The following is a 21645-nucleotide window of genomic DNA, read 5'->3' on the forward strand; positions in this document are numbered from 1 at the left end:
CCCCTTAGTCGAGCTCACCTACAACGCCGTAGAGGTACACCATGAGACGCAGACCAAGCATCCTGCTTGCCATCACAACACTTGTCCTGGCAGGTTGCGGAGCGACCGGCCCAGGCTCCGACCAGCAGTCGGCCGACTTTCCGACCGAACCGATCGTTTTCACGCTTCCCAATCCCGGCGGGACCGCCGAGATCGTTGGGCGCTCCCTGGCCGAGTCCGGAATACGGCCCATCTCGCCGGTCGATGTGCGCGTCAACGCCGTACAGGGAGCCGGCACCAATGACGCGGTCGGAAGGATGCTGGCCGAGCCGGAGGCCGACTCGGGGCACCGGCTGGCGATCATCACGAACGCAACAGTCGTGGCGACGGCCGTCGGCGAGGCGCCGTTCGCGTTCGATCAGTTCCGCGGCGTCGCAGCTCTGGGCAGCAGCCCGCTCGCGCTCGCCGTGCCATCCGATTCACCGTGGCGGTCCGTGGACGACTTCGCGGCCGCTGCACGGAAAGACCCGGCGAAGATCAGGGTCGCGTTGCCGGCGTCCGTCGGCTCCATCCACCACCTGACGATCGCACGGCTCGGTGATGCCGTCGGCGCGACGGCGGCACCGTTCACCGTTATTCCACATCCGGATGCGGGTTCGTCAATGCTGACGCTGCTCGGCGGCGGCGCCGACATCGCCATCGGGTCGCTGTCCGGACTCACCCAGTACATCGAGTCGAACGACGCCCGCGTGCTCGCCTCCACAAGTGCCGAACGCAGTCCGCTCGCCGAGGACGTCCCGACGCTCACCGAGCTTGGGTACGAGATCGAGATCGAGAACATGTTCATGGTCGTGGCGTCGAGCAAGGTGCCCGACAACCGCATCTCGGTGCTGAGCGATCTCGTCCATCAGGGTGTCGACAACAAGGCGTTCAACGACCTCTTCGAAGGCAAGCTGCAGTGGCATGCGGGCTACGTCGACGCCGAGCAGACGCAGGAGGACATGACGGACATCTACGAGCAAGCGCAGCAGTTCGCCAAAGATCTTGGCCTGGCCTAGCTCCTCGGTGCCCAGACATGACGAGCAGATTGCGACCGGTGCGCATGCCGGACGAGCCACGGCCACCCGGCGCTCGTGACGAGCAGGCGACCCGAGGGGCGTCCATCGACCTGGTTCCTGGCACGTTCTTTGTCATCGTCGGTGTGTCACTCTTCGTTGGGGCGCAGACGATACGCGACACGGGAATGCTGTCCGGCACAGGGGCGGTTGGGCCGGCGACCATGCCAAGAGCTCTCGGCATCCTGCTCGCCGCCGTCGGCATCGCCGTTCTCGGACGCGGTTTCGCCGCATACGGGCGTCGACGGCGAAAAGGTGCCGCCCAGGTACGCGACACCGAAAAGATCGGCACGGCCGAAACGGGCGAGAGCGAGACGGCTGACACCGCGCCCATCGGCACGGTCGCGCGTGGTCGGTGGTACTCAGTGGCGACCGCGATTCCTTTCGTGCTGCTGTTGCCCTACCTCGGATATCTCGTAACGGCACCACTGTTCCTGCTCGCCCTCACCCGGGCGACAGCGAGATCGAACCAGTGGTTGCGGTTCGTCGTGTTCAGCCTGTTGTGTAGTGCGATCTGCTATGCCGTCTTCGTCCTCTTCCTCGGGTACGACATTCCGTTGTGGCCATACTTTGTAAGCCAGTGGAGGTAGCTCGTGGAACTTCTGCTGGACGGTGTTCGCGAGGTCCTGACGCCCTCGGTTCTCGGGCTGCTCGTGATCGGCGTGGTGTGGGGCATCATCGTCGGAGCGCTACCCGGCGTGTCCACCCTCATCGGGATCACGCTCGTCATTCCCTTCACCTTCGCGATGGACCCTGGCCACGGCATCGTGCTCATCGTGGCGACGGCTGCCGGGGCGCACCTGGGCGACGGCCTCACCGCCACGCTCATCGGAGTGCCGGGCACACCGCCGGCCGCCATTACGGCGATCGAGGGACACGCGCTGACTCGCCGCGGGGAGGGCGGTGCCGCCCTGTACCTGAACCTGATCGGAGCGGTGTTCGGGCAGATCTTCGGCGCGCTGATGTTCACGCTGACCATTCTGCCGCTCACCTTCGTCGCCAAGTCGGTACTGCCGCCGGAAATCTTCGCGATCACCGTGTTCGGCCTGCTTTCCGTCGCCGGACTCGCGGAGGGCGATGTGCTGAAAGGAATCGGCGCGGTCTTGCTCGGGGCGATCACCGCGACGATCGGCGCCGATCCGATCTCGTCGGTACCGCGGTTCACGTTCGGTGTCAACGATCTGTTCGGGGGCTTCCAGGTCGTCCCGGTGATCGTCGGGCTGCTCGGGCTGGGGGAGCTGCTGCACAAGATCGACCAGGGAACGTTCGCGAGCGGCTCGGCGAGCACCGGTGGAGAGTCCTGGCCCCGGTTCGGGCGAATCTCCGTCCCCTTCTCTGAACTTCGCGCCTACGCCACGATCGGGCTGCTCGGTGCCGCGATCGCATTCGTCTTCGGCATCATCCCTGGCGTTGGCGCCACGGCCGCCTGCTTCATCGTGTACCAGCAGTCACGGCTGGTGGCGAAACGGCCGGAGCTGTTCGGGAAGGGTTCGAAGGAAGCCCTGTTCGCTCAGAACACAGCGGACAACAGCTGCTTCGGCGGCGACCTGGTACCCACGCTCGGCCTTGGCATCCCGGGGTCCGCGTCGATGGCGGTCCTGCTAGGCGCCCTGGTGGTGCAGGGGGTCCAGCCAGGCCCGCTGTTGTATGCGAACCGCCCCGAGTTGGTCGGAATCACCGCTGCCGGACTGCTGCTGGCGGGTGTCGCGCTACTTCCCATCGGGTACCTGGCGTGCAGCCTGTCCAAACGGATCGAGCTGGTCTGGCCACCGGTGGTCGCGGTGACAAGCGTCTTGCTCATTCTGCTCGGCGGGTACACGGTGCGTGGGTCGTGGTTCGACGTGTACACGGCGATGGCTTTCGGCGTGCTCGGCTACTTCCTGCGCGTGTACAGGATTCCGGTCGCGGCGACGGCGATAGGTTTCATCCTGGGCAGCCTGCTCGAGTCGTCGTTCCGGCGAGGGTTGTTGACCAGTGGTGGCAGCCTGCAGGATTTCCTCACCCGCCCGGTGACTCTGACACTACTGATCCTTGCCGTCGTCTTGCTGGTCTGGCAGTCCTGGCTGCCCCGCCGATTTCGTCGGCGGCCCAGAAAAGCATCGAACGTTGCGAGCAGTACGACTATGAACCAAGGGGAGTGACCTTCGGTGCAGAAGAACGACACGGCGGTCCGCATAACCGATGAAGCCGTCACACGCCTACGGGAGCGGATCGGAGCCGTGCGGCGGACCCGGGAGGAGCCGACACTCGAGGAGGCAACGAAGGACGCGATTCGCATCTGGGCTCGGGCGATAGGCGACCTTAATCCACTGTGGACTGACGAGGAGTACAGCTCGGCCACGCGTTATGGCGGGATCATCGCCCAGCCGAGCATGCTGTACGGCTTCAGCCTGCAGGCGATCGGCGACCGGAGCGGACTGCCCGGTGTCCACTCGTTCTTCGCGGGCGCCGATCACGAATGGTACCTACCGGTCCGGCGCAATGACTCGATCTCCGTGACGATGTCATTGAGTGACGTAGTGGAACTGAGACGGCGATCTGGCGGCCGGATGATAAAACAGGTCTCCGAGGTGGAATTCGTCAACCAGCACCAGGAAGTCGTCGCACGCACCTGGCCATGGGGTCTTCGGATGGAGCGACAACGGAGCTCCACGAACGGCTCGACCAGCACACTGACACCCGCGACATACCCCCCCGAGGAGATCGAGCGAATCTCGGACCAGTACGCCCAGGAGCCAACTCTGATACGGGGATCGACCCCGCGTTACTGGGAGGACGTACGGGTCGGCGACACCATCGGTCCGCTCATCCGCGGGCCGTGGACCGCCACCACGTCGATCGGTTTCCTGCGGGCCTACGGCGGGCAGTTCCTGAAATCGCACGGATACTGGTTCGATTTTCTACGGCGTCATCCACGAGCCGGCGTGCTGAATGGCCAAGGCATTCCGGAGGGCCCGTCGAGAGGCCACTGGGACAGCGAGTTCGCCCGTTCCATCGGCGTGCCGGCAGCATATGACCTCGGGCCGGAACGAATTGGCTGGTTCTGCACGTTGGCGACGTACTGGTGCGGAGATGACGGCTGGCTTCAGCGCCTTCGCGTCGAGGTACGGCGGTTCAACCTGGAAGGCGATCTGACAACCCTGTCCGGAGTCGTCACGGCGAAGGGTATCGACGACGGTACCCACACCGTGGAATGCGACCTGCGCGCGGTGGACCAGCGGGGCGAAGCCACGGCCACCGCCACCGCCACAATCGCGCTTCCCTCGGCCACGACCGGGAAAGACGAGGACCTGTCCATGGAACGTGAAGGGGTGATTCGGCGTGCCGACTGACAGTTACGAGAACCGAGGAGAAGACCACAGCCGCGGGCCGCTCGACGGAGTACGGGTACTGGACCTGACTCGGGTGCTGGCCGGCCCGTTCAGCACGCAGGTGCTCGCGGATCTCGGAGCGGAGGTACTGAAGGTCGAGCGTCCGGGCAAGGGTGACGAATCGCGGTACAGCGGGCCGAAGGTGGGCGGGGAGAGCACGCACTTCATGACCGCCAACCGGAACAAGCGAAGCATCGTGCTCGACCTGAAGAACGAGGATGGCCTGCGTGTCGCCCGCGAACTGGCCGCGCGGTGCGACGTGCTCGTCGAGAACTTCCGGCCAGGCGTTCTGCGTCGCCTCCGCCTCAGTTACGACCAGCTGGAGGCGGACATGCCGGGCCTGATCGTCTGCTCGATCTCCGGGTTCGGAGGTACCGGGCCCCTGCGTGACCGCCCGTCGTTCGATGTCGTAACCCAGGCCATGACTGGTGCCATGGCGGTCACCGGGGAAGTAGACGGACCTCCAGTCCGGCTCGGCGCTCCGATGGGCGACATCGCGGGTGGCATGTTCGGCGCCATCGCGGTGCTCGCCGCACTGCACAGGAGATCCGTCACCGGTGTCGGCGGTCCGATAGACATCAGCCTGTACGACTCGATGATGAGCGTGATGCACTACTACTACACCGACTACCTGCTCACTGAGAAAGAGCCGCCCAAGGCGGGCTCGGGGAACCCCAGCATCTATCCGTACGGCGGATTCCGAGCCAATGACGGCTTCATCGTCGTCGCGGCCTTCCAGACTTCCTTCTGGCGGCGACTGTGCAATGCCCTCGGCGTCGCGGAGCTGGCTCGCGACGAGCGGTTCGCGACCAATGACCTCCGGGTGGAGCACAAGGGTGAGCTCAGCGCGATCTTGGCGAACGCGTTTCGCACCAAGTCCCGGGCGGAATGGTGCGAGATCCTCGATCGCGAGGACATCCCCAACGCGCCCATCCTCTCCGTCGGGGAAGTCGCCAGTCACCCACACGCGCTCGCCCGACAGATGATCGAGGAGGTCGAGCATCCGAAAGCGGGTCGCCTGCAGATCACTGGACGGCCGATCAAGTACCCCGGCCACCGACGTCCGCCGCTGCGGCCGGCGCCAACCCTGGGCGAGCACACGGTGGAGATCCTCACCAGCCTCCTCGGCTACGACCGCGACGACATCTCCAAGCTCGTCGCGTCCGGTGCCACCTCTCTGGACGAGAGAGGCACGGAAATGTGAGCGGCAAGGGCGGTATCGGCATGCGAGACAACGACTCACGCTCGGCTCTGGTTGTCATCGACATGCAGAACGACGTGCTGAGGGCCCCAGACGGTACCTGCCATGCTCACCTTCCACCAGCCGCCTGCGGTCGCCCGCCGCCTGCCTGTTTCTGCGCGGTTTCGGCGTGCGGGAGTTGATCATCGGTGGGGTGCGCACCGACCTGGGCGTCGAATCGACGGTGCGACCGGCGGTGGACCGCGACCTGGCCGTCACGGTGCTCAAGGACTGCTGCGCCGCGCCCGACCCGGAGATTCACACATTCACTCTCGAGAAAGTGCTACCTCGGCTGGCGAACGTCATCGACGTGGCGGAACTGGCGGTCTGATGGAAGACGCGAACCGGAAGATGGCGGGAGACGTCTCGCGGGCGATTGCGGACGTGACACGGGTGCTCGCCGCCGATGGATACGAGATGGCGATCGAGACCGTGGCCGCGGGGAACGTGGCGGTCAGCATCGTCGCCGGCCCGGACGCCTGCGCCGACTGCCTCGTGCCGAAGGCGATCATGCTCGAGATGATCAAGGACCGGCTCCCGGCGACGGTCCGACACGTGTCATTGCGGTATCCGAATGAGTAGCGCGACATGCCGTCGCGCCGCGATGGGAGCCAAGGTAGGAGCATTGTGAGCGAACCAAGCTGGCGGGCCGTGTACCGAGATCGTTGCGTGGACGCACGGGCCGCGATCCAGGTGGTGGAGCCGGGAAGCCTGCTCGTATTCACTTCCTACGGCGGGGAACCGCAGGAGCTGATCGACGCATTGGTGACCGAGTCAAGACTCGCTGGGTGCCGCGGGTTTCAGGCAGTGCGTGGAACTCGCGAGATTCTCGCTGACCCGATCGGCTCGGGCGGCTTCCGGCTGATCACCTACGCCCCAGCCGGCCAAGCCGTAGCGCAGGTAGCCAACGGTCACGCGGACTACCTGCCGTGCTCGGTGTACCGCGCGTGCCGCTGGTTGGAAGACGGCGTCATCACGCCGGACGTGGCACTGGTCAACGTCTCGACCCCAGACGAGGACGGATACTGCTCGTTCGGCACCTCGGTCGACTTCACCGCGATCGCCGCGCTTCGGGCCCGCACCGTCGTCGCCCAGGTCAACTCCAGCATGCCGAAGATCCGCGGCGTGCCACGCATACACGTCACCCAGCTGGATCGGATCGTCGAGGTCGCGCAGCCGCCGACACCGGCGACCCCGCCGGCAGTAGACGAGGTGGCAGAACGAATCGGCGCGTTCATCGCCGAGCTGGTACCGGACGGGGCGACGCTCGAAGTCGGCATCGGGGGCGTACCGGACGCGACCTTGCGGGCCCTGAAGACGCACCGCGATCTCGGCATCCACTCCGGCCTCCTGACCGACGGCATGATGTGGCTCTACCACGCGGGGGCGATCACCGGCGCGAGGAAGCCGGTAGACCGCGGCCTCATGATCGCCAATCAGGTCATCGGCACCGCGGACCTGTTCGCGTTCGCGGAGTCCTGCCCGGCGGTCGAGATGCGGTCGGCGACCTACACCCATGACCCGACCGTCCTCGCCAAGCTCCCGCGCTTCACCGCACTGAACTCAGCCCTGCAAGTGGACCTACGTGGCCAGGTAAACGCCGAGTCGCTGCGCGGCCGTCAGGTCGCCGGCACGGGAGGCTCGCTCGACTTCGCCATCGGCGCCGCACTGTCACCAGGCGGCAGGTCCATCGTCGCCCTACCGTCGACCGCCGGCGGCGGGCGCTACTCCAGGATCGTCGCCCGACTCACGGACGACCCGGTCGCCACGCTCCCGGCGACACTGGTCGACTACGTCGTGACCGAGTACGGCGTAGCAGAACTTCGCGGACACACCGCGCAGGAACGCGCACAAGCGCTGCTGTCCATATGTCATCCAGATCATCGTGACCGGGTCGACAAGGAGCAATCGCAATGACATCTCGCCGCGTAACGCTCATCCCAGGCGACGGCATCGGTCCGGAGATCGTCTCCGCCAGCATGCCGGTGCTGCACGCAGCCGCTCCCGATCTCGAATGGGACGAGGTAGAAGCCGGCGAGTCCGCGTACGAACGCCGTGGTGTCGCACTGCCGAACGACGTGGTCGAGTCGGTACGCCACCACGGACTGTGCGTCAAGGGCCCGATGGGCGTGCCGATGACCGGCTACACCAGCCCCAACTCCCGGCTACGAGCGGAACTTGGCCTGTGGTGCAACGTACGCGTGGCATCGAGCTTCGATGGTGCCCGAACACGGTTCCCCGGCACCGAGATCGTCATCATCAGGGACGTCACCGAGGACACCAGAGGCGCGGAGCAGCCGATAGGTCCCGATGCCGGCGTCAAACTGAAGTTCATCACCCGACGCGGGGCCGAACGGGTGGCTCGCTACGCCTACTCTTACGCACTCCACCATGGCCTGAACCGGGTGACGGTCGCCAACCAGGCCCCGACCAACAGAGCGACCGACGGCTTGTTCCTCGCCGCCGCGATGGATGTGGCCGAGGAGTTTCCCGACCTTAAGATCGCCGGCGAGGCGATGGATGTACTCACCATGCACCTCGCACTCGACCCGCTGGCGTACCAGATCCTGCTCTGCCCGAGCTCCTACGGCGGTGTGCTCGCCGGCCTGTGCTCGGGCATCACCGGCGGCGTCGGCATGATGCCGGGATTCAACACCGACGGAGAACGCACGACGGTGTTCGAGCCAGGCCACGGGAACGCGCCGAAGTACGCAGGGCTGCAACGCGCCAACCCCATCGGGTTCCTGCTCTCGGGAGTCCTCCTCCTCGAGCACATCGGGTTGGACCGGGCAGCCAAACAGGTGCGTACCGCCGTCGCCGACGTCATGCGGGAGGGCCGGACGCTGCCAGTGGACCAGGGAGGCCACGCCACCACAAACGAAGTGATGGCAGCCGTCCTGGCTGCCATGCGCTGATGATCGTTACAGACTCCCAAGTCCACGTCTGGTGGCGGGTCACGCCCGGCGCGCGACCACATCAGACCACGCCCCTCACCCCGTCCCGGCTTCTGTCGGCGATGAACGGTGCGGGAGTCGACCGCGCCATGGCCCTACTGCCCACGTGGAGCGCCGACGACAACGAGATCCTGCTCTCCGCCGTGTCAAAGGTGCCGCACCGGCTGGCATTCATCGCAAGACTGTCCCCGTTCGAACCGGCTGACCGAGAGCACGTGCTGACCAGGTGGCGTCACGAGTCCTTCCGAGGAGTCCGGGTAGCACTGCACACCGAGAACCGACTACGAACCTTGGCGGACGGTACCCTCGACTGGCTATGGCAGCTCGCAGACCGCGCCGACATACCGGTAATGATGTACGCACCGCAAGGCATGCACGCAATCGAAGCGCTTCTCGCCCAGCAACCGGCGCTGCGACTCATCCTCGATCATGCGAACCTGCCGACCGGGGCACGGAACCAGGCGGCTGCCACCTGGATCACCCGGCTGTGCCGGATGGCCCAGTACCCGAACCTAGCGGTCAAGCTCTCCGCGCTCCCCCGCCATTTCACGACCGACTACCCGGCCTCCCTTCTGGCGAACAGTGTCCGCGCGCTCCGCGACGCCTTCGGAGTACGACGGATATTCTGGGGATCCGACCTGACGCGGCTGCCCTGCGACTACAGCACCTCGGTCCGGCAGATGACCGAAGACCTCCGTCCAGTGTGGGGCGACGACATCGACTGGGTCATGGGCCGTGGGATCTCGGAGTGGCTGGACTGGCCGCCTCGGCAAACGCCTCATCGGAGGCTGCGGCCACGTCGCTCGACTCCAACTCGCCGTATGCCACCGGAACAACAAATACGACCACCTGCGCCCGCAACTACCGATGACAGCACGTGAAAACGCCGGGCCTGGTGAGCCGACGGTAGGTGATGTACGCGCCAGGATCGTGTTCCCGCAGCGCTGCGTCGAAATACCTCACTGACTCCCCGGGGCAGCCGCGCGGGCGGACGCGACCCAGTCGTCGACACACTGCTGATCCATGCCCGCCGCAAGGACCCGTCGCCCCTGTGCGAGTGGCGGTGATGCGCCATCCTCCGGCCGGAGCCCGGCCTCGGTGCCCGGGAACCGCAGCCCGGAGACCGGTAGCCGTTGGCCCCGGGATTCTCGTGTAGGTGGGTTCGTTGCCTCATGGAAAGTGCGCGCTTCCCCGGCTCCGGGTCCCCGCCGAGGAGTAGCCCGGCTGACCGGATCACACCAGACCGGCCTGCCTCCCCCGCTCCCAGGTGTCCCGCGCGACCCGCAGCGCCACCTCGTCGACCATGCGCCCCCGCCAGGCGAACACCGAGGCTTCCTGGACTTCGAACGCCTGGATCATCTCCGCGGCGGCGGCGAGTTCCGTACCGGTCGGCCCGAATACGTCGTTCGCGAGTGGCACCTGATCGGGATGGATGCACAGCTTGCCGTCGAACCCCGCTGACTTCGCCCAACGTGCCTCCGCGCGGAATCCGTCCGGATCGTGGAAATCGGGGTACGGCGTGTCCACCGCGACATGGCCGAAGGCCTTCACCATCACCGCGAAGTGGGCCCGAACGGAAGGGAAGGGTCCGGCCGGGTCCGGCGCCGCACCGGGCGTCAAGACGGCAGACGCGACGCCGAGCGAAGCCGCGAAGTCGCCGTGCCCGAAGATCAGTGACCTCACGCCATCGACTGCGCAGATCTCCCGTAGGAACGCGTAGGCGCGGGCATCCTCGACCATCACGCTCGCGTGCACGCCGCGCACCGGCGCGAGGTCCTCCGGCAGGCGGACCTTCGGCACGACGACCGAGTCGAGCAGGTCAGCGCACTCACCGAGCAAGGCGTCGAGATCCGCCGCACCCCAGCGCCCGTCGAGAGCGTTGATCCGACAGGCTACGGAGGACCCGCCCCAGTCCAGCCCTCGCACCGCCGCCACGGCACGGCCCCGCGCGGCTGCCTTGTCCGACGCGGTGACCGAGTCCTCCAGGTCGATCACGACGATGTCCGCGGCCGACCCCGCAGCGCGCTCCAGCATGCGCTCCGAGGTCGCGGGGGTGATCAACACCGATCGAGCCAGACCGCGGGTCACCGCGCCACCACCGTTCGCAGGTCGGCCAACACGGGGCGGAGGTCCACGACGCCCTCGAGCTCGTGCGCGGACGTGACGATGCGAGTCCGCACGTCCTCGGCGAAGCAGCTTCGCGCGAGCGAGTGAAACTTGTCCTCGATCGCGCCCCACGGCATTCCCTCGGGCGGTTCGCCGACCGGCGCGTCAACCCGCACGGTGGTTTCCTCGCCGAGCGGCGACCGGTAGGTGGCCACCGCCGCGAGGGCCGGTAGCTCCGGATCGGGTTCGGCGAACACCCGGGCCGTCAGGTCCTCCCGTTCGCCGTCACGAATGTGGGCGTAGGCGTCAAGGCCGACGCGACCGTCCAGCAGCGCGGCCACCACCTGGAAGTACACACTGAACTGCGCGTCCACAAGATTGCGCGGCCGCAGCTTGGGTCCGACGCGCTCGCCGACGATCTGGTGTGCGTACGGCGAGAGTCGCAGTGACACCGTGCCACCCGCGCGGAACGCGGCGCCCACTCGTTTCCGAAGCATGAGCGCCGCGTCGACGGCGGCGTGGGTGTACCGGCACGACGGGTACGGCTTGATCGCCGTCAGCAGCAGCACCCAGCGCTCGCCGAGCTCGGCGGTCGCCAACTCCGGCCTGGGCGCGTCGCCATAGGCGTTGAGCACCCCGTAACGGCCCTCCAGCGGCAGATCCGCGCCGTGGAAGCCCGACTTCGCAAGCAGTACGGCGAACAGCGCGGCATGCGCCGCCCAACCCGGATGCACGCGCTTGTTCCACGCGCCGTCGGCCAGGTACTGCATCGAGCCCGATGCGAAGGAGCCAGCCGCGCCCCATGCGGACAGCAGCTCCCGCTCCGACAACCCGAGCACGCGGGCGCCCGCCGCGACAGCACCGAAGATCCCCGCGACGCCTGTGGGGTGGAACCCACGGTCGTAGGCGGTTTCGCCGAGCGCGGCGCCAACCCGTGCCGCCACCTCGTAGCCGGCGGCCAGACCTACGAGCAGCTCCCGGCCGGATGCGCCGACTGACTCGGCCGCCGCCAACCCTGCCGCGATCACCGGCGCGCCCGGGTGCAGGGTCCCATAGGCGTTGGTGTCGTCGAAGTCGAAGCTGTGCGCGTTCGTTCCGTTGAGCAGGGCCGCGTGCGCCGGTGCGAAGGTCTCGGCGGACCCGACCACCGTGCCCGGGCCCCCGCACGAACTGCCCAATGCCCGAACCGCGGCCAGCACGGCCGGGCCGGAGTCCGCGTGCCGGCTCGCGTATGCGGTCAGGCCGACGAAGTCCAGCCAGCACATCTTCAGCAGGCCGACGGCCTCGGCGGGCAGATCAGTCGACCGGATGCCGGCGGCGAACTCGGCCAACCGCCGGGTCACCTCGACGGGCGTGCCCACTCAGCTCACCTGCTCATCGCGCGGCTCACCGAGCTGCACGATCGCGCGCCGGGCGAGTTCGTCGGTCTCACCAGCCAGATCGAGCTCGGCGAGGATGGCGCGGGTGTGCTCGCCGAGCAGCGGCGGACCGAGGTCGTTGACGGCCCGCAACGAGGACATCTGCGGCGGGTAGTCCATGACCTTGATCGGTCCTACCGCGCTGGGCACCTCGGTGACCAGGCCGCGATGCGCGATGCGGGGATGGGTCAGCGCTTCGTCGAACTCGTTCAATGCACCTGCCGGAATTCCCGCCGCCAGTAGCCGGGTCAGCCACTCGTCGCGGCCGCGCCTGGCCAACGCCTCCTCGATACAGCGGTTCAACTCCTCCCGGTTGGCGATGCGGCCGGCGTTGTCGATGAATCGTGGGTCGTCGACGATCTCGGGGCATTCCAGGCACTCGCACAGTCGCCGCCACTGTTCGTAGTTGCCGGCTCCGCCCGCGACGATCACGATCTTCCCGTCGCCCGCCCGGTACGGCCCGTACGGCGCCATCGTGTGGTGGTGCAGCCCTACCCGGCCGGGCGTACGTCTCCCGTACCACCACATGTAGGGGAAGTAGCCGCTCCAGGTCATGATCGTGTCGAACAGGGCGAGGTCGATGACTTGTCCCGGCCCGCCCCGCTGCCGGTGCAGGAGCGCCTGCAGGACGGCGATCACGGAGTACATCGCGCCGGAGATATCCGCCACCGACAGCGAGATCTTCGCCGGCGCATCGGGCGCACCATTGGTCGAGATGAGCCCAGCCTCGCCCTGCATGATCAGGTCCAACGCTGGGTGATCCCGGTAGGGACCGGTCTGACCGAACCCGGAGATGCGGCAACAGATCAGGTCTGGGCTGTGCTCGCGGAGCAGATCCGGTGCCAGCCCCCACTTCTCGAGCGTGCCCGGTACGAAGTTCTCCACGAGCACGTCCGCCCGAGCCACCAGGCGAAGCAGCACCTCCCGACCCTCCGGAGTGGACAGATCGACGGCGAGACTCTCCTTGCCCGGGTTGACCCACGCGTGTCCTGAACACATGCCGTTCACGTAGTTGTCCCAGGACCGGATCAAGTCGCCCTGCCCCGGCCGCTCCACCTTGATCACCCGCGCCCCCATCTGTGCGAGCAACCTGGTCGCGAACGGGCCGGACACCCCCTGAGTGAGGTCGACGACGGTGATGTGCTCCATGCCTCCGGACACCCTCAGACCTCCCGCACGGCCGCGTTGCCGTCCCGCTCGCCGTAGACCATCCGCCGCTTCACCAAGATCGTGCGCACACCCTCGACGACCGTCGAGCCGTCGTCCTTCGAACCGGTGAACCGGTACTGGACCGAGCCGGCGTCGGACCGTTCGGGCACGTCCGCCACGGCGAGCACCTCACTGCGCGCGCAGAGCGTGTCGCCGGGGTAGACGGGGTTGGGGAACCGGACACCGGTGAGCCCCAGGTCGCCCAGTGCGTTCTCGCTCAGATCCGCCGAGGTGAGGCCGACGACGATCGCCAGCGTGAGACCGCCCATGACCAACCGCTCGGCGAACGCTCCGTCCATCATGCTGGTGCTGTAGCGGAGATCGAAATGTGCCTGCGCGGTGTTGAGCGTGCCGTGGGTGGCCGCCAGGTTGTCGGCCTGGGTCACCGTCCGGCCCCTCGCGTGCTCAAACGTGTCGCCGGCCGCGAACTCCTCGAAGTAGCTACCGGTTGAGGTATAGCCCACGTCAGCTCCACTCCACGCGTCGGTCGACGATGCCGCGTGCGATGACCTCACGCTGAATGTCACTGGTGCCCTCGCCGATCGGCAGCAGCGCGGCGTCCCGCCAGTACCGGTTGACGTCCGAGTCGACCGCGTATCCGTTGCCGCCGTGGATATAAAGCGCCGACCAGCACACCTGCTGGGCCATTTCCGAGGCGAACAGCTTGGCCATGCCGGCCTGCACGTCGGCCCGGTGTGCCCCGTCGACCATCCTGGCCGCGTCGAGGGTCAGCGCCCGCGCCGCGCGGATCTGGGTCGCCATGTCCGCGAGCCGGAACCGCACCGCCTGGAACTCCTTGATTGGCTTGCCGAACTGCACTCGGTCGGTGGCGTAGCGCAGCGCGGCCTCATAGGCCGCCTGTGCGACGCCGACGCACCGGGCGGCGAATGTCGTCCGGGCCACCTCGTACCCACCCATCAACTGCCGGAAGCCCTGTCCCTCTACTCCCCCGACGAGGTTGTCCGCCGATACTTCCAGGCCGTCGAAGTGCAGGCTGTAGGAGTACATGCCGTGGTAGCCGACCGTGGGTATCCTGGTGCCGGTCAACTCCGGCGGAGCGAAGTCGTCGCCGGGTTTCTTCTCCACCACGAACAGGCTGATGCCGCCATGCTTGCTCGCGTCGCTGGTGCGTGCGTAGGTGAACAACGCGTCCGCCCGGTTGGCGAACGTGCACCACTGCTTCGCACCCGTGATCACGTAGTTGTCACCGTTGCGGCGCGCCCTGGTCTGGATGTTGCCCGCATCGGAGCCGGCCTGCGGCTCGGTGCCGGCAGAGGCCGTCTGGATCCGGCCGGTGGCGATGTCGGCGAGCCAGCGCTGCCGTTGCGTCTCGGTGCCGGCGAGCTCGAGGATCTTGCCGCAGGTCGCGTTGCGGTGGATCACGCTGCCCACCGAGAGACTCCCCCGGCACAGCTCCTCGGTGATCACGCAGAGGCTGACCGTGTCCAGTCCGAGCCCGCTGTACTCCTCGGAGATGTTGACCCCGAAGTAGCCGATCCGAGCCATCTTCTCCAGCAGCTCAGCTGGAATCTGCCCATCCTCGCGGTCCATCACGGCCGCGATCGGGACCACCTCCCGTTCGGTGAACTCCCTTGTCGCATCACGAAGTTCCTGCTGCGCGGCAGTCAACATCTCGGCTCCTCCTCGGCTTGTGCGCGCCGCCGTGACAGGTTCGTGCGGCGGTACCGGATGACCATCTCCTCGCGCTGGTTGGTACCGGTGGTCTCCCACTCCACGATCCCCCAGCCCGGACGGGACGCGGATGGACGTGCCGCGACCACGACAGAACTGGCGCGGACGGTGTCTCCCGGATAGACGGTCTGGCCGTAACGGAGATCCTCGAGTCCGAGGAACGGTCCGCCGGCTTCGGACAGGTCCTCCACGCTCAGGCCGAGTACGGTGGCGAACACGAGGAAAGGGATGACCGGCGCCCGCGTGAACCCGACCGAGCGCGCGTACTCGTCGTCGAAGTAAAGCGGGTTGTAGTGCATCGTCGAGGTGGCGAACACCATGCTCTCCGCGGCCGTGAATGTTCGGCCCCAGTGATGGTCGAACGTCCTGTCGATCTCGAAGTCCTCGAACAGGAAGCCACGCTCCCGGCGCGTCGTGGTCATCGGCCCGACCGTGCCCCAGCGTGTGCGGGGCTCGGGGTGAGGCTCGACTGGAGCGGCTCGAGGCTCGGCGCGGACTCCAACCGCCATGCCTCGTCGGCGATCCGTTTCGGGTCCACCGGTAGGTCCGACGTGGACAACCGCAGCTTGTCCTCCAGTTCGCTGTCGGTCAGTGGCGCCTGCGGGGAACCCTTGGCCTGGCGCACGCTCGAGGACAGTGTCCGGCCGTCGACGAGCTCGATCTCCATGTCACAGTCCAGCGGGCCGAGTTCGTCGCCGGTGACGACGTCGACCAGTGAGCGCACGCGCAGCACTTCCTGGTCCAGGTATCGATCGGCACTCATCTGATGCTCGAGGAACTGACCGTCCACCCACGCGGCCGCCACGCAGTAGGGAAAGTCGAACTTCGCCTCGAGGGAGCTGGCCGGTGGCCGCTCGGGCACGCAGACCTGGCGGATCCCGCGGAACCCGCGGACGCGGATGGCGGCTACGTCCGTGCCGTTGGCCTTCGGCCGCTCGGCGAGAGCGGCCTGCAGCGCGGCCTGCATGATCGTCCCGGTGCTGTAGTACTTGAGCAACATGGAGTCGCGCACCCGCCAGTTGCGGCCGAGCTCGGCCAGCGGGCCGAGGTCTATTCGAGCGGGGTCGGTGGCGAGGGCCCTCAACATCCCGCTTGGACCATCCAACGCGGACTCCATGCTCGTGAAGCCCGCCATGGCCAACTGCACGGCGCGGATACCGCTGCGCGTCGAGTTGCCGATGCCGTAGGCCTTTACGTGTGACCCGAAGTTCTCCATATAGGACACCGCACCAGTCACGGATATCCCGATCGCGTGCCGGGCCTGTGCCGGTGTGAGCCGCCACAGACGCGAGATCGCGGCGGCCACGCCGGGTGCACCGACGAACGGCGTGACGTGGAAGCCGCGGTCGTACACCGGCTCCCACAAGATGTCCGCCAACGCCACCTCGACCTCGAACCCGACCGCGAACGCCTCCAGGAACTCACGCCCGGAAACCGGTCCGGGAGCGGCCTGCGCGGCCGCGAGCACTGCCCCGAGCACCGGCGACGTCGCGTGACACAGCGCCCGGACGTAGGTGTCGTCGAAGTCCAGCAGGTGAATGGTGGCGGCGTTGATCAGTGCCGTCTCCTCCACCGGGTGCCCGCGGTCGGAGAAGATCGCCGTGCAGGGCCCCGGCCCGGCGACTCGGCGCAACGCGTCGATCGGTTCGGTGCGGGCCGCGTTGCCGGCGGCTCCGAAGGCGTTGAGGATGCAGCGCTCGTATTCGTGCACGACCCCACTGATGTCCACAGTAGATAGAGCGAAGTCCGCGACAGCGCCGACAGCCGTGGTGGTCATCACTGTTGTCCTCCTTGCTCGGCCGGCACCCGCGCGGGCACCGCCACGTCCTGTACGGCGTAGAGCCCGCCGGTCACCTCGAACTCCGTTCCGGTGACGTAGCTCGCCGCCGGTGAGGCGAGGAACGAGACCGCCGCGGCGATCTCCTCCGGCCGGCCGAACCTGCCCAAGGCGATCCGGCCGAGCCGCCCGCCGCGGTCGGCGCTGAACGTCCGTCGTGTCATCTCGGTCTCGACCATGCCGGGCGTACAGGTGACCACGCGGATGCCGAAGCCGGCGACCTCGCCGGCGAGTGTCCGTCCGAACGCGAGCAGGCCCGCCTTCGCCGCTGCGTACGCGCTGGCACCCACAGGCGCCAGGCGCGAGGCGACCGAACCGATATTCACGATCACACCACCCCCACCGGCCCGCATCGCCGGCACCGCATGCCGCGCGCACAGGAAGGGGCCGTCCAGGTTGACGTCAAGGATCGAACGCCATTCGTCGAAGGACAGCTCCGCACCGCCGGCCATCCGGTTGACCCCGGCCGAGTTCACCAGCGTGTCGAGCCGCCCGAAGCGGTCGACGGCCGCGGACACCAGCCGGGCCACGTCCGACTCGCTGGTGACGTCCACGCACTGTGTCACCGCCCTGCCGCCGAAGCTGGCGATCTCGGCGACGGTCGCCTCCGCCGATGCCGCCGACGTACGGTAGCCGCAGATGACCGCATAGCCGTCCGCGGCGAGCCGGACCGCGATCGCTCTGCCGATACCGCCGGACGCGCCGGTGACGATTGCCGCTCCGCCCGTCTCAACCACGGAGCAGCTCGTCCACTGTGGCTTCGATCCGCTGCCGCACCGCGGGATCGTCGTAACGTTCCCAGTCCGGCACGTTCAGCAGCTCGGGTGCGATGTCCAGGCCGGTGTCGAGGCCGGGCACGACGCTGAAGCCCTGCTTGTCTCCATTGATCACCAGCTGGCCTTCTTCGCTCATCATGTAGTCGAGCAGTACTCGGGCCGCGTTCGGATGTGGTGCGTCGTTGAATACCACCGCGCTCTGATCGAACGTGACCGTGCCAGACGACGGGTACACGATCTCGACCGGCGCGCCCTGCTCGGCGAGCGGCACGGCCAGCCACGAGTAGCCATACGGGCAGATCGCGGACTCGCCCGAGGCCACGCTCTGCGCGCTCGGTGCCGAGCTCGGCTGCAGCACCACGCCGAGCTCGCCCAGATCCTCCAGGTACTCGCGACCGAACTTGGTCTCGAGGAAGTCGTAGAACGCGAGGGTCGGCGTGGCGACCGTGTCGATGGAGACGATCGCGCCCCGGTACGCGTCGTCGATCAGGTCGGGCCAGTCGGTCGGAGGCTTGCTGACCCGCTCGGTGTTGTACATGATCCCGATCGGGTCGGTGGACAGCCGGACCCGCCCGCTCGCGTAGTCCTCCTGATTCCAGCCATCGGTGGACGGCCCGTCCGGCTTGATCACGTCGCCGGCCTCGATGTGCTTTTCCTGCCAGCGGATCTCGGCGTTCCAGACCACGTCCGCGCCCAGGTTGCCGGCCGTGCGTTCCTCGTCCACGCGCTCGGCGAGCTCACCGCTCGTGAGCCTGACGAACTCGGCCTGGATGTTCGGGTACTTCTTCTCGAACGCGTCCGCGACCCGCCGCAGCACCTCTTCGCCCTTACCGCCGTAGAAGACGACGGAACCCTCCTTCTCGGCGGCCGCGACGACACTGTCCCACCCGCCGGTGGCGACCTCGCCGCCCGCCTGGGCCTCGTCGTCTCCGCACGCGCTAAGCGACGCGAGAACGAGCAGGGCGGCGGCGAAAGCAGTTCTCTTCCGCAGCCCGGAGCGCAGCTCAAATAGCATGACGAACCTCTCGTGGCTTCGTTTGTCAGTAAAGAGGACGCAGGGCCAGAATTGATAGCGTTCTAATGATCGTCCGGATCTTCGCGAAAGACCTTTACTTCGTTGCCTGGGAGCACGAGTCGGACTCGTTGTCCAATTTCCGTGCCCAATTTCGAGATGGGATCGGCGAGTGCGACGATCAGCCGCTCGTCCGTCCCGTCACAGCTCTGCAGGGTGATCTCGGTGCCGTGCCCCAGCTCCCTGGCGAGCAGGAGCCTGGCCGGACCGTCCGGCTCTGGGTGCAGTGCGACCGAACCGGGGTAGAACGCGACCGTCACCTCGCCGTCCGGTTGGTGCGGCCGTGGCGTCGGCTCGAAGGTCCCGAACGCGGTTCGCACGACACCTCCGGGGCCGAGCCGGCCGGGGACCAGATGAGCGCCGAGGAAACCGGCGACCCAACTGGACCTGGGTGAGCGGAAGACCTCGCTCGGTTCGCCGAACTGGGCGACCCTGCCGTCGCGCATGACCGCGACGATGTCGCCGACGGCGAACGCCTCGGTCTGGTCGTGAGTGACGTAGAGGCCGGTGAACTCGATGTCGCCGTGCAGCCGGCGTACGTCCACCCGCAACTCGGCCCGCAGCCGCGCATCGAGGTTGCTCAGCGGTTCGTCGAACAGCACCAGCGGTGGCCGAGAGACCAACGCCCTGGCCAGGGCTATCCGCTGCTGCTGACCACCGCTGAGCTGGCCGGGCAACCGGTCGCCGAGGCCGGCGCAGCGCACCAGCTCGAGTGCGCCGGCCACCCGTGCGGCGATCTCGTCGCGGCCGAGCCTGGTGCGCCGGCGCAGCGGGTAGGCCACGTTCTCGGACACGGACAGGTGTGGCCACAGCGAATAGCTCTGGAACACCATGCCGAGCTCACGCCGCTCGGGCGGCAGCAGGATCCGGCGTCCGGCGTCGAAGAACGGGGTAGCACCGACGGTGATCGTCCCGCCCGCGGGCCGGAGCAGCCCGGCCACGGCGTTGAGCAGCGAGGTCTTCCCGCAGCCGCTTGGCCCGAGCAGGGCGAGGATCTTGCCGGCGGGCACGGTCAGGTCGACCTCGTCAACGGCGACGACGGCGTGGCCGTCCCGCGATCCCTTGGAATACTCCACGGTCAGCCGGTCGATCAGCAGGTCGCCTGTTCGGAGGGCGTCCGAAGCGGCGGCGGCCCCGGTCTCCTCACGGGTGTGTTGGGCACCTCGAAGCACGCCGTTCACCTTCCCAGGGCGTCGATGGCGCCCAGCCGAGCCAGCAGTAGCGCCCCCGCGAACGAGATGGCGGTCATCACGAGGCTGACCGCGGCCACCGCCGGGTAGGACCCGTTCTCCCACAGGCCCCACAGCTGGGTGGACATCACCTGGGTACCCGACGTCGCGAGCAACTGCGCCGCCGCGAACTCGTGACTCATCATGACGAACAACAGCATCGCCGCACCCGCGATCCCAGGCCGGACCAACGGCAGGAGGATGCGCCCGGCGGCTCGCAGCGGGCCCGCACCACAGGTACGGGCCGCTGCCTCGTACTGAGGGCCCACCTGCATGAGCGACGCGGCGACCATGCGCACCCCGAGCGGCAGGAAGATCACCGCGAAGGCCAGGACGAACACCACCCGCGAGCCGTACAGGCCGAGCGGCCCGAGCCCGTAGGCGAGCAACACACCCATGCCGAGCACGACGCCGGGCACCGCGAGCGGCAGGTTGACCACGAGATCGGCGAGTCGCTTCACGACCCCTCGGCCACGCACGATGACCAGGCCGAGCCATGCCGACAGCACCACGCCGACAACCGTGCCGAGTACGGAGAACTCGATCGTGTTCCACACCGCCGCGCGGTTGGTCGGGTTGCTCCACAACTCCTCGAAGTGGCGGAAGGTCACGTCGGCGAGCGAGATCCGGCCCGACCAGAACGGCTGCAGCGACACCAGCACGAGAGCGGCGACCGGTGGCACCACCGCGATGACGCCATAGCCGAACACCACGATCGCCGGCCAACGGCGGGTACTCGCCCGCGGCGTCCGAACCGAGGCGACGGTCTGGTACTTCGTGCGCTGCGCGAGCAGCCGGGAGTGGGCGAGGACCAGAGCGAGGGCGGCCAGCACCAGCGGCAGTGACAGCAGTGCGGCCGCGTTGCGGTCGACCGGGAAGACCACCGCGAACCGGAACATGCTGGTGGTGAGCACGTCGATCCCCTCGGCGCGACCGAGCAGCAGCGGCGCGGCGAACTGCCCGAGGCCGAGCAGCAGCAGGATCGCCGTGGCAAAGGTGAGCGCCGGCCGGATCAGCGGCACGGTCACCCTCAGGTGGGTGACGAAGCCGGCCGAGCCGTGTACCCGCGCGGCGTCCAACAGCCGCGGGTCGATACCACGCACCGCCGGGAAGAGGAAGATGAACGCGTACGGCGTCAGGTACAGGGCGGTAACCAGCGTGATGGCCGGCACGGTGTAGATGTTCAGCGGTCCGCTGGACGCTTCACTGCCGGTGAGCGCGCGAAGCACCTGGTTGCCGTAGCCGACCGTGGGCGCGAAGACGAACGCCCAGCCGGTGATGCCGGCCATCGGTGGCAGCAGCATGGGAAACACCGCCACCAGTACCGTGCGCGGCTGCCACCGGTTGGGCAGCTCGGCGACCGCCACCGCCAGGCCGAGGCCCGCCAGCAAGGCGAGCACGACCGACCCGAGGGCCAGGGCGACCGTGTTGACCACGATCCGGGACAACCCGTAGACGCCGAGCACGGCGGTCGAGCTGTGTGTGAAATCCGCGAAACTCCGGTAAAGCAGTATCACGATGGGATAGAGGACCAGCGCGAGCAGAGCGACCGTGCTCCCAAAAACAATTACACGCGCTGCCGGACCGCGGACAATAGCCCGAATGCGAGCGGAGGTGTCTGCGCGAGACGGAGCCGTCACGGTCGTC

General features: G+C 67.6%; 21 protein-coding genes. 10 read left to right on the forward strand and 11 right to left on the reverse strand.

Annotated features, from left to right (window positions below):
• The first annotated feature begins 41 nt into the window (after positions 1-41).
• The 10 genes from ACRDTB_RS02810 (at position 42) to ACRDTB_RS02855 (ending at position 9540) form a co-directional block, all read left to right on the forward strand.
• Entirely contained in the window at positions 42-1037 is a 996-nt protein-coding gene (locus ACRDTB_RS02810; RefSeq protein WP_431428299.1) for a Bug family tripartite tricarboxylate transporter substrate binding protein, read from the forward strand.
• A gap of 44 nt (positions 1038-1081) precedes the next feature.
• A complete protein-coding gene (locus tag ACRDTB_RS02815) occupies positions 1082-1684 on the forward strand; it encodes a tripartite tricarboxylate transporter TctB family protein (protein WP_431428398.1) in 603 nt (200 codons plus the stop codon).
• A gap of 63 nt (positions 1685-1747) precedes the next feature.
• The gene (locus tag ACRDTB_RS02820) at positions 1748-3235 is read left to right on the forward strand and encodes a tripartite tricarboxylate transporter permease (RefSeq protein ID WP_431428300.1); all 1488 of its coding nucleotides are present in this window, start codon (positions 1748-1750) and stop codon (positions 3233-3235) included.
• Positions 3236-3241: 6 nt separating this feature from the next.
• Entirely contained in the window at positions 3242-4426 is a 1185-nt protein-coding gene (locus tag ACRDTB_RS02825) for an FAS1-like dehydratase domain-containing protein (RefSeq protein ID WP_431428301.1), read from the forward strand.
• On the forward strand, positions 4416-5669 hold the full coding sequence (locus ACRDTB_RS02830) for a CaiB/BaiF CoA transferase family protein (RefSeq protein WP_431428302.1): 1254 nt from the start codon (positions 4416-4418) through the stop codon (positions 5667-5669). The genes ACRDTB_RS02825 and ACRDTB_RS02830 overlap by 11 nt, the downstream gene beginning before the upstream one ends.
• Positions 5632-6036, forward strand: a complete 405-nt coding sequence (locus ACRDTB_RS02835; protein WP_431428303.1) for a cysteine hydrolase family protein — start codon at positions 5632-5634, stop codon at positions 6034-6036. The genes ACRDTB_RS02830 and ACRDTB_RS02835 overlap by 38 nt, the downstream gene beginning before the upstream one ends.
• Positions 6036-6287 (forward strand): hypothetical protein, encoded by a 252-nt coding sequence (locus ACRDTB_RS02840; RefSeq protein WP_431428304.1) that lies wholly within the window; start codon positions 6036-6038, stop codon positions 6285-6287. The genes ACRDTB_RS02835 and ACRDTB_RS02840 overlap by 1 nt, the downstream gene beginning before the upstream one ends.
• 45 nt (positions 6288-6332) lie before the next feature.
• The gene (locus ACRDTB_RS02845) at positions 6333-7622 is read left to right on the forward strand and encodes an acetyl-CoA hydrolase/transferase family protein (protein WP_431428305.1); all 1290 of its coding nucleotides are present in this window, start codon (positions 6333-6335) and stop codon (positions 7620-7622) included.
• Positions 7619-8620 carry an isocitrate/isopropylmalate family dehydrogenase gene (locus ACRDTB_RS02850; RefSeq protein ID WP_431428306.1) on the forward strand — a complete coding sequence of 334 codons (1002 nt, stop codon included), beginning with the start codon at positions 7619-7621 and terminating at the stop codon, positions 8618-8620. Before ACRDTB_RS02845 ends, ACRDTB_RS02850 begins: the two co-directional genes overlap by 4 nt.
• Positions 8620-9540: an amidohydrolase family protein gene (locus ACRDTB_RS02855; RefSeq protein ID WP_431428307.1), complete on the forward strand. Its 921-nt coding sequence runs from the start codon at positions 8620-8622 to the stop codon at positions 9538-9540. The genes ACRDTB_RS02850 and ACRDTB_RS02855 overlap by 1 nt, the downstream gene beginning before the upstream one ends.
• Positions 9541-9892: 352 nt before the next feature.
• Here the strand turns inward: ACRDTB_RS02855 and ACRDTB_RS02860 are convergent, their stop codons facing one another.
• The 11 genes from ACRDTB_RS02860 to ACRDTB_RS02910 all read right to left on the reverse strand — a co-directional run bounded on the left by ACRDTB_RS02860 (position 9893) and on the right by ACRDTB_RS02910 (position 21464).
• Complete coding sequence (locus ACRDTB_RS02860) at positions 9893-10747, reverse strand: HpcH/HpaI aldolase/citrate lyase family protein (RefSeq protein WP_431428308.1); 855 nt, start codon at positions 10745-10747, stop codon at positions 9893-9895.
• Positions 10744-12126 (reverse strand): MmgE/PrpD family protein, encoded by a 1383-nt coding sequence (locus tag ACRDTB_RS02865; RefSeq protein WP_431428309.1) that lies wholly within the window; start codon positions 12124-12126, stop codon positions 10744-10746. Before ACRDTB_RS02865 ends, ACRDTB_RS02860 begins: the two co-directional genes overlap by 4 nt.
• Positions 12127-13332 carry a CaiB/BaiF CoA transferase family protein gene (locus ACRDTB_RS02870; RefSeq protein WP_431428310.1) on the reverse strand — a complete coding sequence of 402 codons (1206 nt, stop codon included), beginning with the start codon at positions 13330-13332 and terminating at the stop codon, positions 12127-12129.
• 14 nt (positions 13333-13346) lie between these two features.
• Positions 13347-13856: a MaoC family dehydratase gene (locus tag ACRDTB_RS02875; RefSeq protein WP_431428311.1), complete on the reverse strand. Its 510-nt coding sequence runs from the start codon at positions 13854-13856 to the stop codon at positions 13347-13349.
• Between the two features lies 1 nt (position 13857).
• The gene (locus tag ACRDTB_RS02880; protein WP_431428312.1) at positions 13858-15024 is read right to left on the reverse strand and encodes an acyl-CoA dehydrogenase family protein; all 1167 of its coding nucleotides are present in this window, start codon (positions 15022-15024) and stop codon (positions 13858-13860) included.
• Positions 15018-15506: a MaoC family dehydratase gene (locus ACRDTB_RS02885; RefSeq protein ID WP_431428313.1), complete on the reverse strand. Its 489-nt coding sequence runs from the start codon at positions 15504-15506 to the stop codon at positions 15018-15020. Before ACRDTB_RS02885 ends, ACRDTB_RS02880 begins: the two co-directional genes overlap by 7 nt.
• Positions 15503-16861, reverse strand: coding sequence for an MmgE/PrpD family protein (locus ACRDTB_RS02890; RefSeq protein WP_431428314.1), 1359 nt, complete (start codon positions 16859-16861; stop codon positions 15503-15505). The genes ACRDTB_RS02885 and ACRDTB_RS02890 overlap by 4 nt, the downstream gene beginning before the upstream one ends.
• Positions 16861-17658 carry an SDR family NAD(P)-dependent oxidoreductase gene (locus tag ACRDTB_RS02895; RefSeq protein ID WP_431428315.1) on the reverse strand — a complete coding sequence of 266 codons (798 nt, stop codon included), beginning with the start codon at positions 17656-17658 and terminating at the stop codon, positions 16861-16863. The genes ACRDTB_RS02890 and ACRDTB_RS02895 overlap by 1 nt, the downstream gene beginning before the upstream one ends.
• Entirely contained in the window at positions 17651-18712 is a 1062-nt protein-coding gene (locus tag ACRDTB_RS02900; protein ID WP_431428316.1) for an ABC transporter substrate-binding protein, read from the reverse strand. The genes ACRDTB_RS02895 and ACRDTB_RS02900 overlap by 8 nt, the downstream gene beginning before the upstream one ends.
• A 62-nt stretch (positions 18713-18774) precedes the next feature.
• Complete coding sequence (locus ACRDTB_RS02905) at positions 18775-19941, reverse strand: ABC transporter ATP-binding protein (protein WP_431428317.1); 1167 nt, start codon at positions 19939-19941, stop codon at positions 18775-18777.
• Positions 19942-19946: 5 nt separating this feature from the next.
• Entirely contained in the window at positions 19947-21464 is a 1518-nt protein-coding gene (locus ACRDTB_RS02910) for an ABC transporter permease (protein WP_431428318.1), read from the reverse strand.
• Positions 21465-21645: the final 181 nt, after the last annotated feature.

This window comes from Actinophytocola sp. (assembly GCF_050699935.1).
Lineage (GTDB): Bacteria > Actinomycetota > Actinomycetes > Mycobacteriales > Pseudonocardiaceae > Actinophytocola.

Bases quoted from the DNA above. Each gene is read 5' to 3' on its own strand.
- ACRDTB_RS02810 (WP_431428299.1), top strand. From the start codon at position 42: ATGAGACGCAGACCAAGCATCCTGCTTGCCATCACAACACTTGTCCTG.
- ACRDTB_RS02815 (WP_431428398.1), top strand. From the start codon at position 1,082: ATGCCGGACGAGCCACGGCCACCCGGCGCTCGTGACGAGCAGGCGACC.
- ACRDTB_RS02840 (WP_431428304.1), top strand. From the start codon at position 6,036: ATGGAAGACGCGAACCGGAAGATGGCGGGAGACGTCTCGCGGGCGATT.
- ACRDTB_RS02850 (WP_431428306.1), top strand. From the start codon at position 7,619: ATGACATCTCGCCGCGTAACGCTCATCCCAGGCGACGGCATCGGTCCG.
- ACRDTB_RS02855 (WP_431428307.1), top strand. From the start codon at position 8,620: ATGATCGTTACAGACTCCCAAGTCCACGTCTGGTGGCGGGTCACGCCC.
- ACRDTB_RS02870 (WP_431428310.1), bottom strand. From the start codon at position 13,332: ATGGAGCACATCACCGTCGTCGACCTCACTCAGGGGGTGTCCGGCCCG.
- ACRDTB_RS02880 (WP_431428312.1), bottom strand. From the start codon at position 15,024: ATGTTGACTGCCGCGCAGCAGGAACTTCGTGATGCGACAAGGGAGTTC.
- ACRDTB_RS02885 (WP_431428313.1), bottom strand. From the start codon at position 15,506: ATGACCACGACGCGCCGGGAGCGTGGCTTCCTGTTCGAGGACTTCGAG.
- ACRDTB_RS02890 (WP_431428314.1), bottom strand. From the start codon at position 16,861: ATGACCACCACGGCTGTCGGCGCTGTCGCGGACTTCGCTCTATCTACT.
- ACRDTB_RS02900 (WP_431428316.1), bottom strand. From the start codon at position 18,712: ATGCTATTTGAGCTGCGCTCCGGGCTGCGGAAGAGAACTGCTTTCGCC.